This is a genomic window from Streptomyces sp. NBC_01481, assembly GCF_026339995.1.
Taxonomy (GTDB): Bacteria; Actinomycetota; Actinomycetes; order Streptomycetales; family Streptomycetaceae; genus Streptomyces.
The window spans coordinates 909,376-924,592 of record NZ_JAPEPT010000004.1 but is presented as its reverse complement, the minus strand read 5'-3'; the positions used below and the strand labels follow the sequence as shown (position 1 = coordinate 924,592).

Annotated in this window: 8 protein-coding genes; 6 read left to right on the top strand and 2 right to left on the bottom strand. The window is 72.7% G+C overall.

Annotation, left to right across the window (positions count from 1 at the left end; all coding sequences use genetic code 11):
* Positions 1 to 53 precede the first annotated feature (53 nt).
* Positions 54 to 392, top strand: a complete 339-nt coding sequence (locus OOK40_RS25990) for a potassium-transporting ATPase subunit KdpA (RefSeq protein WP_266486613.1) — start codon at positions 54 to 56, stop codon at positions 390 to 392.
* A gap of 405 nt (positions 393 to 797) precedes the next feature.
* Here OOK40_RS25990 and OOK40_RS25985 read toward each other — a convergent pair whose 3' ends face one another.
* Positions 798 to 1,751 (bottom strand): mannose-binding protein, encoded by a 954-nt coding sequence (locus OOK40_RS25985; protein WP_266486612.1) that lies wholly within the window; start codon positions 1,749 to 1,751, stop codon positions 798 to 800.
* A gap of 551 nt (positions 1,752 to 2,302) precedes the next feature.
* Here OOK40_RS25985 and OOK40_RS25980 point away from each other — a divergent pair.
* The 4 genes from OOK40_RS25980 (at position 2,303) to OOK40_RS25965 (ending at position 9,038) form a co-directional block, all read left to right on the top strand.
* Entirely contained in the window at positions 2,303 to 3,127 is an 825-nt protein-coding gene (locus OOK40_RS25980) for a type VII secretion system-associated protein (protein WP_266486448.1), read from the top strand.
* On the top strand, positions 3,124 to 4,335 hold the full coding sequence (locus tag OOK40_RS25975; RefSeq protein WP_266486446.1) for an RICIN domain-containing protein: 1,212 nt from the start codon (positions 3,124 to 3,126) through the stop codon (positions 4,333 to 4,335). Before OOK40_RS25980 ends, OOK40_RS25975 begins: the two co-directional genes overlap by 4 nt.
* Positions 4,336 to 4,479: 144 nt before the next feature.
* On the top strand, positions 4,480 to 7,797 hold the full coding sequence (locus OOK40_RS25970; RefSeq protein WP_266486443.1) for a right-handed parallel beta-helix repeat-containing protein: 3,318 nt from the start codon (positions 4,480 to 4,482) through the stop codon (positions 7,795 to 7,797).
* A complete protein-coding gene (locus tag OOK40_RS25965; protein WP_266486440.1) occupies positions 7,794 to 9,038 on the top strand; it encodes a S8 family serine peptidase in 1,245 nt (414 codons plus the stop codon). The genes OOK40_RS25970 and OOK40_RS25965 overlap by 4 nt, the downstream gene beginning before the upstream one ends.
* Positions 9,039 to 9,294: 256 nt before the next feature.
* On the opposite strand, the gene eccCa is transcribed toward OOK40_RS25965, so the two are convergent.
* The gene (eccCa, locus tag OOK40_RS25960; RefSeq protein ID WP_266486438.1) at positions 9,295 to 13,332 is read right to left on the bottom strand and encodes a type VII secretion protein EccCa; all 4,038 of its coding nucleotides are present in this window, start codon (positions 13,330 to 13,332) and stop codon (positions 9,295 to 9,297) included.
* A gap of 453 nt (positions 13,333 to 13,785) precedes the next feature.
* On the opposite strand from eccCa, the gene eccD reads away from it, so the two are divergent.
* Complete coding sequence (gene eccD, locus OOK40_RS25955; protein ID WP_266486435.1) at positions 13,786 to 15,192, top strand: type VII secretion integral membrane protein EccD; 1,407 nt, start codon at positions 13,786 to 13,788, stop codon at positions 15,190 to 15,192.
* Positions 15,193 to 15,217: the final 25 nt, after the last annotated feature.

Below are 15,217 nucleotides of genomic sequence, written 5' to 3'. Positions count from 1 at the left end.
CGACCCGAGCACCCACGGCGCACACGCTTGAACCAGCAGGCCACCACGGCCAACTGCGCGCGCACGGACTGGCCGAGCTCATCTATGCGTACACCAGCAACACCAACAGCAACGGCAGCGCGATGGCGGGTGTCAACGGCGCCACCGACTTCCACAATCTGCTGATGGTGGTGGCGATGCTGGCAGGACGCTATCTGCCGATGGTGATGGTCTGCGTCCTCGCGCTGGCCGGGGGCCTTGCCAGGCACCAGCAGGGTGTCGTCACGGTCGGTACGCTGCGCGCGCAGGGCGTCAACTTCGTCGCCCTGGCCACCGGAGCGGCCGTCATCCTGGCTCTGCTCAACTTCCTTCCGGCCCTCTCCCTCGGCACCATCGCCGACGGGCTGCTGTAGGGCGGGCACCGGCTGGGCCTGGGGCGATTCACCGGCTCAGCCGGTAGGGGAGGACGCAGACGACGACGTCGGTACAGACTCGATACCTCGTTGACCAGCGGAAACGGCGGGTGTTGAGGCCCGAGAAGCGGTGATGGCCCGCGTGTGGTCCTCGTAGGATGACGTCGTCGTCCAAGGCGCCCCCTTGTGGTCGTGCGGCGTCCGGCTGGGGCGCCGTCACGGAGTTTGGTGGGCAGGAACCGCGACAACCCGGACAGGCGGGTTCGGTTGTCGTTCCTCGGCTGAGGTCCGCGCGGCGAGCGGCGGAATGGGCAGCGTGACGGGCCGTGGCGCCGTTGTGCGATCACGGGCCGTCACATAGCGGCGAGGTCCGACAGTCGGCGGGCCTTTCCGACCGCCGCGGTGTCAGGTGGACCAGATGACTCCGCCGTTGTGAAGAATGACGACCTTGCCGTCCGCCCGCAGGACCAGCTGGGCGTTCTCGTGGCCGTGGCTCTTGGAGGCCCAGATGGGGCGGTCGTCGGCGTTGTGGATGACGAGGTTGCCGTCCTGCTGGAAGATTGCCCGGTGGCTGGCGCCGAACGTCATGGCCGCCCAGATGGGCTTGCCCTTCTCGTTGTAGACGACGAGGTTGCCGTCGCTCTGCATGACCATGCGGATGCGGTTGGTGGACCAGGCCTGTCCGACCTGCAGGACGCTGGTCGCGTAGACGGTCTTGGTGCCCCAGTTCGGCTTCGGGGTCGCCTTGGCCTTCTTCTCGGGCGAGCTGCTCGCCTTGGGACTCGGCGAGGGCGCGGCAGGCGGGACGACGGCGACCTTCGGAGCCTCGCTCTTCTTCGGCTTCGCCTTGCTCGGGGACGAACTGGGCTTCTCGGCCACGTAGTCGTCGAGCACGGCGGGGGCGGAGCTCGCGTTCAGGACGGTGTCGGAGTCCGCGGCCAGCCCCTTGGCGGAGTCGGGTCGCTCGTCGTTCGCGCTCCCCACGAGCAGCAGGGGTATGGCGACCAGGACGGCGCCGGCGATCGCGGCCCCCGCCAGGATCGGCTTGCGGGGGCGTCCTGTGTCCGTACCGGTGGCGGCATTGACGTCCGGCGGCGCCGTTCCGACGGCCGCCGCCACGGCGACGCCCTCCTCGGGCTCCTCGGCGGGCTCGGCGGCGGCCGGGGGCGGGGCGGCGGCGGTGGCGGTCGCGGCAGCGGTCTCCCCGCTCGGGGCAGTGCCTGACTCCGCGTTGGGGGCCGCGGCGGGGCTCGGGGCCTGCTCGTCCGGTGCCGAGGACGGGGGTGGCGACCCGGCCTCCTCTGCGCGGGCGGCGGCCGCCTCCGCGTTCGCGCCGGGGGTGTGGTGCTGGGGGGACATGCGGTACTCCTCCTCGGTGGCGGAGCGGTCGGTGGTGGGCACGTGCCCGCACAGCGGCCGGGCCGGACGAACGCCGGTCGGCGCGGCGGGCTTTGGGCAAGTGCCGCGTCGAGTGAGCCGGTTCGGCTCTCGGTCCCGGTCGTCGAGTTCCGCGTGACCCTCCGCGGCGGCGGCCGCGGACCGGTCCGAGCCTTCCGGGCTGCGAACCTTTCCGAGCCGCGAAGTCCTCCCGTACAGCCCTGGCTTGGACGTCCGGGCGGAAGGCATGTGTACGTCGACGGGCCCGATGGCACACCCAACTTAGCCCGTCACAGGGGCGACAGCAGCACCCCCAGCCCCACCGCTTTGTCCACCCACGTCTCACTGGTCCCCAAAAGTTCACCACCCGGGCAGCAAACGGGCACGCGGGCCCCTGATACGGACATGACCCGGTCGCCCACGGGCGGGGCGCGTGTGGCATCCTGTTGGCTCCCCGGATCTGATCAACGTCGAGGTTCGCGCATGGCGCGCGGCACCCAAGAATTCGTACGGACCGAAGAGTTCAGGTGAAAATGCGGCCCGGAGAACGGCAAGAGGGCAGGCATGATGCCTTGTCCGCGGTGCCTGACGGCTCCGGCCCGACCGCCGCTTCCGAGCCAGTCGTTGCCGATGTCACCGAGACCACCGAATTCGCGGACACGCCCGAGATACCCGAGGCCGTGCGGGCCGCCGCCCGCCGGGCGCCGGGGCACTGGATCGGCGTGGTCGACCCGGAGTGGACCGAGGATCGGACGCCGCCGGAGTGGGCGGTGCTGGGGGAGTGGCAGTCGGACGAGGACGGGGGCGTGGGGGACTACCGCGCCAACCCGGCGTACCGGCCCTCGGCCCGGGTGCTCGGCTGGCCGGAGCCCAGCGACCCGGTGGACGCGGCGGCGCAGCGTGCCGCCACCGGTTACGGCTCGGTGGACGAGGCGCTCGCGGCGCTCGCGGAGGCGGAGATCACAGTGGTGCGCGGGCCGGACGGCGGGCCGCTCACGGCCACCGGCCTGGACGGGGCACCGGTGGTGCTGTTGTTCACCTCGCCGGTACACGAGTTCATGTCCGCGGCACTTCGACATGACACGCTTCCCGCACGCGAGTTGGCCCGTTCACTGAGTGCTTCGGGCACCCGGTTGCTGGCGAACGCCGGAGCCGCGGCCCCCTTGCTCGTCCCGGCGGACAGTCTTCTCGATCCCGTACGTGTGCCGGGTGCCGAGGGGGCGCCCGCAGCAGAGGCCGTGACGGTGGAGAGCTCCGGCGGCATCTCCGGCTCGGCGGACCGTACCGGCCCTGCGGCCGCGGCCCGGACCGACAGCTCTCCTGAACCCTGGCCCCACACCACAGGGAGGACCACGTGACACGTTCGGCCCCACAACCCCCCATCTCCCCGCGTGCCGAGCCCGGTTCCGACGGCGAGGAGACGGCCGCGACCGCAGCCGTCGCCGAGCCCGCACCCGCACCCGCACCCAAGACCGAGCCCAACTCTGAGCCCGCGGAGGCGAAGAGCGGAGCCGAGGCCGGTACGAAACCTGCCGCGGCCGAGGAGACGGCCGCACAGGGCAGCACCACAGAGCCCGAAGGCGGCACCAACTCTGAGACCGGCACCAACTCTGAGAGCCGGGCCGGCTCCGAGACCGGCACCAACTCCGAGAGCGGGGCGGCCTCCGGCAGTCAGTCCGAAGCCGAAGGCGACCCCGGTGCCGCCGCGGCCGCCAAGAGCCGGCTGCCGGCGCTCGTACGGACCATGACCGTGACCGCGATCGACCGGCCGCAGCAGGCCGGACCGGTGGGGCGGCCGGGTAAGGCGGTGCTGGCCGGGGCCGCGGTCGCGGGGGCGCTGCTCGTGGCGGTGCCGTTCATGATGCTTGGCGGGAACGACGACAAGGACCGCAGGGGGCCGGCGTCGGCGGGAACAGTGCTCGGCGGGAACGCGCAGGACGCACCGGGCGAGTTCGCTACGACCACGCCCGACACCGGTTCCTCCGGCGACGGCAAGAAGGACCCCGACCAGCAGGGCAAGCAGAAGGAGCCGGTGAAAGCGGCTTCCGCGTCCGCCCCGGTGAAGGGCGAGGGTCGGCCGAAGGACGCCGGTACGAAGGACCAGCCGGAGAAACAGAGCGGCGGGGAGACGCCCAATGGCCGCAAGGACCAGCCCGCGAAGGCCGGTTCGGGCGTGACTCTCAGTGCCGCCGTCTCCCTGCGCAGTCACCTCTCGGGCCGTTGCATCGACGTACCGGGCGGCGACTTCAGCGACGGCAAGCAGCTGTTCGTGTGGGACTGCAACAACGGCCCCACGCAGAAGTGGCAGTTCGCCTCCGACGGCACCGTCCGCATCAAGGGCAAGTGCCTGGACGTGGCCAACGCGAACTACAACGACGGCACCCCCATCCAGATCGCCTGGTGCAGTGGCAACGCCGCCCAGAAGTTCGTCCTGAACGCCAGCCACGACCTGGTCAACACCGTTGTCGGCAAGTGCGTCGACATCAAGGACAACAACCGGGGCAGCGGGGCCCGGCTGCAGCTGTGGAGCTGCGCGGGGACCGACAACCAGAAGTGGAGCGTCTGACAGGACGCCCGCAGACCGAGAACACCGCTCTCGGCACTCGCCCGCCCCCAGGGCGAGGCATGATGGCACCGTCGGCTCGCCGACACGCGCCCCCGGACGAGGGGGCGCCCACTGCAGACGCCCCCGTGGCAAGGAGGTTGGTGCGTGTCGCGCCAGGTACTGACCGTCGGTCCGGGGGACCGGGACCGCTACCGGACGATCGGTGAGGCACTCGCGGCCGCCCGTACCGGCGCACTCATCAGCGTCCGGCCCGGGACATACGCGGAGAACCTGGTGATCAACACCAGGGTCACCCTCACCGCCGCCGAAGGGCGGGGGACGGTGGAGATCCGCCCGCGCTCGGGCAGCGTGATCGCGCTGCGCGCCGACGCCGTGATGCTCTCCGAACTGACTCTGCGCGGCGGCGACGCCGAACTGCCAGCCGTGGACGTGCGGCGCGGGCAGGCCGCCCTCGACGGCTGTGAGGTCGTCGGCGCCGCCTGGACCGCGATGCTGGCCGGCGGAACGGGTTCACTCGCGCTGCGGGAGTGCCGGGTGAGCAACCCGCAGGGCGCGGGCATCGTGGTCACCTCGACCACGCCAACCACCGTGGAGTCCTGCACCTTCGAACACCTGGGCACCAGCGGCCTGGTCATCGCGGAGCAGGGCGAGGCACGCATCCGCGGTTGCACGGTCCGCGACGCCCGCGGCAACGGCCTGCTCGCCAACGGCGAGGCCCGCGGCACCGTCGAGGACTGCGACATCTCCTCCACCGACAAACCCTCCATCGCCCTGGAGCAGAACTGCTCCCTCTCGGTGGTCCGCACCGTGGTGCACGACACCAGCACCGGCGTGCACCTGAGCAGCGGGGGCCGTACGACGCTGGAGGACGTGCGCGTCACCGGAGCGTCCGGGAACGGCATCACACTGGCCCAGGGCACCGACCCGGTACTGCGCCGCTGCCGCGTCTCGCGTACGCGCGGCCACGGCGTGCTCGTCACCGACCGGGCGCGCGGCACCTTCGAGGACTGCTGGGTGGACGGTGCGCAGGGCGCGGCGCTGCGGGTCGCGGGAGCCGCCTCCCCGGCCCTGACCGGCCTGACGGTCCGCGACTGCGACCAGACCGGGCTGCTCCTGGAGGAGGACTCGGCGCCGGAGCTGGACCGCCTCGAGGTGATCGGCGGCTCGCCCGCGATCGCGGTGCGCGGCGGTGCCAACCCGCTGCTGCGACGGGCCCGGCTGGTGGAACCCTCCGGTGACGGCATCTCAACCGCCAAGGACGCCCGCGGCCGCGTAGAGGACTGCGAGATCGTCCGGCCGAAGGGCGCGGGTGTACGCGTCGCCTCCGGGAGCACCCTCTACCTGGCCGGTGGCGGAGTCTCCGACACGGCCACCAGCGGTCTGGTCGTGGAGGACGGCGGCAACGTCACCGTCCGCGACTTCCGCGTCGAGATATCCGGCGAGGAGGGTGTGGTCGTCGCCACAGGCGGCGAGCTGACCGCCAACCGCACCGCGGTGCACGCCCCCAAGGGCCACGGTTTCCTCCTCCGCGAGGGCGCGCTCGCCTCGCTCAGCGGCTGCGAGGTCTCCGGGGGCGCCCAGGACGGCTTCCGGGTGGAGTCCACCGCGCCGGTGTCCCTGGTGAACTGCCTCGCCCGCGAGAACTTGGGCGGCGGCCTGGTGCAGACCGCGCCCGGCGACCGGCTGGCAGTTGAGGGCCTGAACAGCACCGGCAACGGCAAGCGGGACGCGTGGGGCAGCGGCAGCGCCGAGAACACCGACCCGGCCGGCTCCGGCGCCGCGGACGCGCCCCTGCCGGACCGCGCGGACGGCCCGCTCGGCGCCCTGAACGCGCTGATCGGCCTGGAGAACGTCAAGCAGCAGGTGGGCACCCTGGTCAACCTGACGCAGCTCGCCCAGCGCCGCGAACAACTCGGCATGTCGGCCCCGCCGATGAGCCGGCACCTGATCTTCGCCGGTCCGCCCGGCACCGGTAAGACCACCGTCGCCCGCCTGTACGGGGCGATCCTCGCCGAACTGGGTTCGCTGCGCAGCGGGCACCTGGTGGAGGTCTCCCGAGCCGACCTGGTCGCGCAGGTCGTCGGCGGTACCGCGATCAAGACCACCGAGACCTTCCAACGGGCGCTCGGCGGTGTGCTGTTCATCGACGAGGCGTACACGCTCGCCTCGGACAGCGGCAACGGCGGCGCCGACTTCGGCCGTGAGGCGGTGGACACCCTGCTGAAGCTGATGGAGGACCACCGCGACGACGTGGTGGTGGTCGCGGCCGGCTACTCCCGCGAGATGGAGTCCTTCCTCGGCTCCAACCCCGGCTTGGCTTCCCGCTTTTCGCGGACCGTCGAGTTCGAGAACTACTCGGTGCCCGAACTGGTCGCGATCATGGAGAACATGTGCGCCCAGCACCAGTACGAGCTGGGCGAGGGCACCGCGGCGGCGCTGGCCGCGCACTTCGAGGCGATGCCTCGGGACAGCGGCTTCGGCAACGGCCGTGCCGCACGCGGGGTGTTCGAGGAGATGGTGGACAGACAGGCGGTCCGGCTCGCCACCCTGCAGCAGGTCGGTGAGCACGACCTGCGGCTGCTGCTGCCGGAGGACGTCTCCGCCACCGCCGGCGCGTTGGCCGCCGAGACCGCGGCCCCGGCCGACGACCCGCTGACCCGCCTCGGCGACATGATCGGCCTGGCCGAGGTGAAGCGCGAGGTCGCGGACCTGGTCAACCTCATCACCACCGCCCGCCACCGTGCCGCCGCCGGGCTGCCGGTGCCCTCCCTCAGCAACCACCTGGTCTTCACCGGCCCGCCCGGTACGGGCAAGACCACCGTCGCCCGCCTCTACGGGGAGATCCTGACCCAGCTCGGCATCCTCGACCGGGGCCAGCTGATCGAGGCGGCCCGCGCCGACCTGGTCGGCCGCTACATCGGCCACACCGCCCAGCTGACCCGCGAGGTCTTCGAACGGGCCCGCGGCGGCGTGCTGTTCATCGACGAGGCGTACACCCTCACCCCGCGCGGCGGCGGCGCCGACTTCGGCCAGGAGGCCGTGGACACCCTGCTGAAGCTGATGGAGGACCACCGCGACGAGGTGGTCGTCATCGTCGCCGGCTACACGGAGGAGATGGAGCGCTTCCTCGCCTCCAACCCGGGCCTGTCCTCCCGCTTCCCGCGCCGGATCTCCTTCGCGGACTACTCCTCCGAGGAACTGGTCACCATCGTGCGGGCCCAGGCCTCGAGCATGGGCTACGAGTGCGGAGCCGGCACCGGCCCGCTGCTCAAGGAGTACTTCGACTCGCTGCCCCGGGACCGCTCCTTCGGCAACGCCCGCCTGGCCCGTCAGGTGGTCGAGTCGATGGTCACCCGCCAGGCGGGGCGGCTCAGTTCACTGGCCACACCCACTCTGGACGACCTGCGCATCCTGCTCCCCGAGGACGTCGTGTCCGAGGCACCGAAGGCGGCTCCCCGATGACGATGCCCGCCCGCGGGGTGGCCCGCCTGCTGTCCGGCACCGGACTCGCCGCCGCGCTGCTGCTGCCCACGGCCGTCCCGGCCCAGGCGGCACCCCTGTCGCGCCTGCCGGCGGCCGACGGGAAGAAGGGCCAGGAACTGCCCGGCATGCCCTCCGCGCTCGATCCGGACGCGGATGCGGTCACCTGCACCCCCGCGTCCCGCGAGAAGGCGAAGAAGCAGGACTGGTCGCGTCAGCGCCTCGACCTGGACCGGCTGCACCAGTACAGCACCGGCGCGGGCGTGACCGTGGCCCTGATCGACACCGGTGTCGTCCCGGGCGCCGCCGGGCTCAGCGGCAGGGTCACCGCCGAGGGCACGGCCGGCGACGACTGCGTCGGCCACGGAACCTTCATGGCCGGGCTGATCGCCGGGACCGGCGACGGCGGCTCGCGTCTGACCGGTGTCGCCCCGGGCGCGAAGATCCTGGCCCTGCGCGGTACCGACCAGCGCGGTCGGGCGAGCGCCGACCTCGTCACGCAGGCGCTGCGCGAGGCGACCGAGGCCGGAGCCGACGTCATCGCCGTCGCGGCGGCCCTGCCGCGTCGTGACGCGGAACTGACCCGTGCGGTCGCCGACGCCCGCCGTGAGGGCGCGCTGGTGGTCGCCGCGGCCACCCCGGACCCGCCCCGGGGCGGCACCGACGAAATCCCGTCGCGCACCTACTGGCCGGCCGGTGAACCCGGGGTCCTCTCGGTCGCCGACATGCTTCCCGGCGGTGTCCGCCCGGACAACTCCCTGGCCACCAGAGGCATCGACCTGGCCGCCCCCGGCGCCGGGGTGGTCTCCGGCGGCCCGCGCGGCGACGGCCACTACCTCGGCGCCGGCGCCTCGGTGGCCACCGCCTACGCCGCAGGGGCCGCCGCGGCAGTCCGCGCCGTCCGGCCCGACGACTCGCCCGACGCCGTCGCGCGCCGTCTCACCGCCACCGCCTACCCCGCCGACATCCCCCAGCTGGACCCGTACGCCGCCGTCACCACGGTCCTCGGCGACTCGGGTACGGCTGCCGGCGCCGAGCGCGCCGCCGACCCCGTGGCCGTCCGCGACACCTCGGCCGCCGACCGCGCCACCGACCGAGCCACGCTTTTCGTCCTCCTCGGAACCGCAGGCGTCCTCGCCATCCTGTGGGCGGCCTTCGCCCTCCCCAGGGCCCGCGCCCGGGGCTGGCGTCCGGCGGGAGCGGGCGGCACGGACAAGGACTGAACGGAGCTGCGGGTGGGGTGCCCCTTGGCGCCCCACCCGCAGGCCCGTACGGCCGGCCCCGGCAACTCGCCGGTGCCGGCCGTACGTTGTTCCCGACCAGTTGCCGACGCCGAATCGCCGGCTCGAGGACTCGCCGGTCACCCATCGGTCGCGGCCGTCCACCAGCGCCGTACAACCGGCCCGGAACCTGCAGCGGGGGCCACCTCAAGTGGCCCCCGCTACCGGTTCCGTACGTACCCTTCGCGCTCGTGGTCCCTCAGTCCGCCTGGCCCTGGGGCTCCTCCACCAGTGCCGTCTGCATCAGCTTCGCCCGGCGACGGGCGATGTGCAGCGCTCGGCCCGGAGGGAGGTTCCGGGGCTTCGCGTTGCCGAAGAGACGGCCCTCCGTGGGCGGGCAGGAGAGGAGGACGGCGGGGTTGTTGGCCTCGTCGAGGCGGCGGATGAGTCCGTCGCTGAGGCCGCGGCCGGCGCCCATGGCACTGCGGGCGACCACCAGGTGCAGGCCCATCTCGAAGCCGAGCGTCAGGTACTCGAAGAGCGGCTCCATGGGACTCTGGAACGAGCTGCCGGAGACCATGTCGTAGTCGTCGATCAGGATGAACAGACGCGGGCCGGTCCACCAGTCGCACTTGCGCATGCGGCTGGGGGCGATGTCGGCGCCGGGGACGCGGGTCTTCATCGCCCTGGCCGCGCCCTCGATGGTCTCCTTGAGGTTGTCCAGGGAGATCACGTGCCCGATGCGGTACTCCTCGGGGACGGTGTCCACCAGGGTGCGGCGGTAGTCCACCACGATGATCTTCGCCTCGGCGGGGGAGTAGCGGGCGGTGATGCCCGCGGTGATGCCGCGCAGCAGGTTGGTCTTGCCGCTCTCGGTGTCGCCGACCACGATCAGGTGCGGGGTGCGGCTGAAGTCGTGCCAGACCGGTTCCAGGGCGTCCTGGTCGATACCGAGAGGCAGGCGCATGCCGCCGCCCTCGGTGGAATCGGGCGCGGGGAGTTCGGCGAGCGGGAGCCGGTGCGGCAGCATCCGCACCTGCGGGGCCGGTGCGCCGGACCAGTGCCGGGCGACCTCGGTGACCAGGTGGGCGACGCCCTCGCCGAGGTCCTCGAGGGAACCGCTGCCGTCCAGCCGGGGCAGGCCGGCGAGGAAGTGCATCTTGCTGTCGGCGGTGATGCCGCGACCGCCGCTGCGCGGCACCGAGCGGGCCTTGCGGGTGTCGATCTCGGAGTCCATCGGGTCACCCATCCGCAGTTCCAGGCGGGTGGCGGACTGGTCGCGCACCTGCGCGGACAGCTCCACCCAGCGGGTCGTGGTGATGAGCAGGTGGATGCCGTAGTTGAGGCCGCGGGCGGCCAGTTCGTTGAACTTCGGGATCAGGTCGTCGTAGTCCTGGCGGACCGTCGACCAGCCGTCGACCACCATGAACACATCACCGAACGGCTCGTCGGGGAACTCCCCGGCTGCCCTGCGGCGGCGGTACGACTGCATGGAGTCGATGGTGTGGTCCACGAAGAACTGCTCGCGCCGGGCGAGCAGCGTCATCACCTCGGCGACCGCCCGGTGCACCCGCTCCGGGTTGAGCCGCGCCGCGACGCCGCCCACGTGCGGCAGCGCGGCGAGCTGCGAGAGGCCGCCGCCGCCGAAGTCCAGGCAGTAGAACTGGATCTCGGCGGGGGTGTGGGTGAGGGCGAGGGCGCCGATCAGGGTGCGGGTGAGCGTGGACTTGCCGCTCTGCGAACCGCCCGCGATGGCGACGTGGCCGCCTGCCCCGGACAGGTCCACGATCAGCGGGTCGCGGCGCTGCTCGAAGGGCTTGTCCACCAGGCCGACCGGAACCCGCAACTTGCCGGTGCCGGACCAGCCGGTAGCGGTGAGGCCGCGCTCGGGGTCCGGAGCGATGCCGGGCAGCAGGGCGTCCAGCGGGGACGGCTCGTCGAGCGGAGGCAGCCACACCTGGTGGGCGGCGGGGCCCGAGTCGCGCAGCCGGTCGAGTGCCACGGCGAGCAGCGTCTCCTCGTCCTCCTCGCTCTCCTCGGTCTCCGGCTCCGGTTCGGGCGCCGCCTCCAGCGTGCGCGGCACCACCCAGCCGCTGGTCCACGGCACCACCTGGCTGGCAACCCGTGCCTGCACCACCGCGCCGGTGCGACGCCGGTAGGTGCCGGAGGAGTAGGCCGCCCGGAAGCGGGTCAGTGACTCCACACCGGACTTCAGATAGCCGCTGCCGGGCTGGGCCGGGAGCTCATAGGCGTCCGGCACACCGAGCACGCCGCGGCTCTCCATGGCGGAGAAGGTGCGCAGGCCGACCCGGTACGACAGGTGGCTCTCCAACTGGTGCATGCGGCCCTCGTCCAGGCGCTGCGAGGCGAGCAGCAGGTGCACCCCGAGGGAGCGGCCGAGGCGGCCGATCATCACGAACAGGTCCATGAACTCCCGGTGCGTGGAGAGGAGCTCGCTGAACTCGTCGACCACCACGAACAGACTCGGCAGCGGGGTGAGGTCGGCCCCCGCGGCGCGGGCCCGCTCGTACTCCAGGGCGGAAGTGTAGTTGCCGGCCGAGCGCAACAGCTCCTGGCGGCGCATGAGCTCGCCGTGCAGGGCATCCTGCATGCGCTCCACCAGCGCCACTTCGTCGGCCAGGTTGGTGATGACGGCGGAGGTGTGCGGGAGTTCCTCCAGGCCCAGGAAGGTGGCGCCGCCCTTGAAGTCGACCAGGACGAAGTTGAGGGTCTCGGAGGAGTTGGTCAGCGCGAGGCCGAGGACGAGTGTGCGCAGGAGCTCGCTCTTGCCGGAACCGGTGGCGCCGATGAGCATGCCGTGGGGGCCCATGCCGCCCTGCGCGGACTCCTTGATGTCGAGTTCCACCGGGCGGCCGTCCACACCGACCGCGACCGGAACCCGCAGCCGCGCGGCGCCGGTGTGCCGGGCGAAGAGCGTGGCCGGGTCGTGCCGGTGCAGGTCGGGGATGCCGAGCAGGGTGGTCAGTTCGACGTCGCTGTCCAGCGGCTGCGCGATGTCGGTGCCCAGACTGATCCGGCGGGAGGTGAGCAGCCGGGCCAGCGACTCCGCGGCGAGCGGGCCGAGCCGGTCCGGGCGGCCGAGCGGCACGGAACGCTCCTTGCGGCTGCGGTCGGTGCGCACCAGGCTCACCCGGTCGGGACCGACGGTCAGCCGCAGTGTGCTGCGGCCGGGCCGCCAGCGCAGCGCCCCGGAGACGTCGAGGACCACGGCGTTGCGGTAGCCGTGCCCCTCCCAGCGATGGCCCTCGGGGACGGTGACGCCGTCCAGGACGACGACGGTGTAGGGCTCGTCACGACTGGGGCGGGCATCCGCGTCGAAGCCGGGACGCTCGGCGAACTCGGCGCCGAGCAGGTCGTCCAGCTCGGTGAGGTCGGCGGTGATCCGGCGGACCTGACCCGCGCCGTCCTCCTCGTGCGGGTGCAGCGCGTGCGGCAGCCACTTGACCCACTCCCAGTCGGGCCGCCGCTCGTCACTGACACAGACCGCGATCCACAGCTCCTCGGGCGCATGGAACACCGCGAGCTGGGCGAGCGCGGCGCGCACGAGAGCGCGTACGGCGTCGGTCGGGTCCTCCACCGGGGCGCCGCCCTCGGCCCGGGCCCCGCCGGTCTCCCCGGCCGGCGGGACGACCGGCTCGGCGGTCGCCCGGCCCGGAGTCTCCTCGGGGCGCAGCAGGATCCGGGCCGAGGAGCGCAGATAGAGGCCGAGGGGCTGTTCCGGGACGGTGGAGTAGGCGCGGATGAAGCGGCGCAGGGCGTGGGCGCAGAGCGGTTCGAGGTCCTCCACCGGTCGGGTGGAGACCGGTTGCAGGGTGAGCGCGAGCTGCTGCTCGCCGACCGCGAGTCGGGCCTCGCCGAAGTCCTCGTCGGTCGGACGGCGCTCCCACAGCCGCGAGGTGCGGGCCAGCGAGCGCAGCGAGGCGGGGTGCGGGTGGCGCCAGGCGAGCGCACGCTGCTGCTCCACGATCGTGGCACGGACCCGCTTGCGGGTCTGCGCCAGATAGCGGAGGTAGTCGCGGCGTTCGCCCTTCAGGCGCTGCTTGCGCTCGCTGGAGCGCCGCATCAGCTGCCCCAGCAGCATGGCACCGGCGGAGAGCGCCATGACGCCCATCGCCAGATACATGAAGACGCCGTTCCCGCCGCCGGGGCGCAGGAACATCAGCATCATGGACACCGACATCAGCGCCATCGGCAAATAGGTCCATATCGCGGAGGTGTCGGGCACGGTCTCGGCGAGGACCGGTGGCTCCTGAAGGGTCAATTGACCCTCGGGCATCTCCGGTCCGCGTCTGCGGGCCGGCCGGCGAAACAGCACCACACTCAAGGAACAGAACCTCCGGTTTCACTGCCTTTGTGGGCCCACCGAATACCGGCACGCCCGGTAGCGGGAAAGACCGCACCGAGCTGATTCTCCGGGTGCCGCATGACGCGGTGAACGCCAGGGTGAATGTTTCGAGCGGATAGCGGGGACGGTCAACTCCCGTGAAGGACAACTCCATACCGGACAATGAGTCCGGTCCGCAGCACGATCCGGCGGGCGTAGGCAGTAGTCTGCATTCACGGAACGCGACCTGTCCACGTGGGAGAGGCGGTCGCTGGCCGCGCGGACACAATTCCCCAGCCCGGTACCCCCGTTCCTGGCCGCGCCGGCCTTCCGTACTCTTCGCAGGTCCCCTCTCCCCGGGAAGTCCTCCTGCCAAAGCCCCCACGGAAGACGAGAGTTCAGCTGATGACCGACAGTGCGGTGGCCGAGCTGTGCCGCCTGACCGTACGTGCGCCGAGCGTCTCCGTCGATCTGGCCGTTCCCGCCGACGTGCCGGTCGCCGATCTCCTGCCGACGCTGCTCCGTTATGTGGGCGAGGAAGCCGAGGAGGCCGGTCTCGACCATGCCGGCTGGGTGCTCCAGCAACTCGGCGGCGCCCCGCTCGACGAGGAGACCACCCTCGCCCACGCCGGGTTCGCCGACGGCGCCGTGCTCTACCTGCGCCCGCACACCGAGGCGCTGCCCGAGGCCCGGCTCGACGACCTGGTGGACGGGATAGCCGACACCGCGGGCCGGAAGCTGCACACCTGGCACCCCGAAGCGGCCCGCGGACTCCTGGTGGGCACCGCGGTGGCGACCGTGGCGGCCGCCCTCGCGCTGGTGCTCTGGCCCGGGGCGACCGGCTCCGAATCCACTCAGGTCGCCTTCGCGGCCGTGACCGGGCTGCTGCTGCTCGCGGGCGCGGGCTCGGCCAGCCGCGCGGTCGGCGACCGCCTCTCCGCGACCGCGCTCGCCCTGCTCGTCGCGCCCTGCCTGGCGCTGGCCGGCTGGCTGCTGCCGGGCGGAGACCTGACCGGCCCCGACGCGGCACAGGTCGCGGGCGCACGGCTCCTCGCGGCAGGCGCGGCCGGAGCGGGCGGCGCGGTCCTCGCGCTCGCCGCCACCGCGGTCGGCGCCCCGGCCCTCTTCGCCACCGCGCTGGTCTCGGTGGCGACCGCGATCGCCGGGGCCCTGATGGGCTACACCGGCCTGGACGTACCGGCCTCGGTGGCGCTGGTGGCGACCGTGGTCGCCCTCGCCGCCGGAGCGGTGGCACCCTTCGCCTTCAAGCTGGCCGGGATGCGCCTGCCCGCGCTGCCGTCCTCCGCAAGCCAGCTCCAGGAGGGCATCGAGCCCTACGCGGGCGACGAGGTCGCCGAGCGCACCGAACTGGCCGGGCGCTGGGTCACCGCGCTCTTCGCCGCCACCGGCATCATCGCCGCGGCCGCCCTGGTCGTCCTCACCGACCACCCGAACCTGCCCGAGGTGCTGACCTCCGTCGGGCTGAGCCTGCTGCTGGTCCTGCACTGCCGCGGCCTGGTGCACATCGGGCAGCGGCTGACCCTGGCCGTACCCGGCGTCTGGGGGCTGCTGCTGCTCGCCCGCTCCTGGGCGGTGGACGACCACGGCGACGGACGCGTACTGGTCTTCGCGGTGCTGCTCGCCGCCGCGGCCGCACTCGTGATCGCCGCCTGGACGGTGCCCGGCCGCCGGGTGCTGCCGTACTGGGGCCGCGCGGCGGAACTGGCGCACACCGGCTTCGCGGTGGCGCTGCTGCCGCTCGCCCTCTGGGCGGCGGGGCTCTTCGGCTGGCTGCGCGGCCTGTTCGGCTGAGCACACCCCTACGCCGCGGCATGGA

Excerpts from the sequence above, each read along its gene's own strand:
- OOK40_RS25965 (WP_266486440.1), top strand. The coding sequence starts at position 7,794 with ATGACGATGCCCGCCCGCGGGGTGGCCCGCCTGCTGTCCGGCACCGGA.
- OOK40_RS25980 (WP_266486448.1), top strand. The coding sequence starts at position 2,303 with ATGCGGCCCGGAGAACGGCAAGAGGGCAGGCATGATGCCTTGTCCGCG.
- eccD (WP_266486435.1), top strand. The coding sequence starts at position 13,786 with ATGACCGACAGTGCGGTGGCCGAGCTGTGCCGCCTGACCGTACGTGCG.
- OOK40_RS25985 (WP_266486612.1), bottom strand. The coding sequence starts at position 1,751 with ATGTCCCCCCAGCACCACACCCCCGGCGCGAACGCGGAGGCGGCCGCC.
- eccCa (WP_266486438.1), bottom strand. The coding sequence starts at position 13,332 with ATGCCCGAGGGTCAATTGACCCTTCAGGAGCCACCGGTCCTCGCCGAG.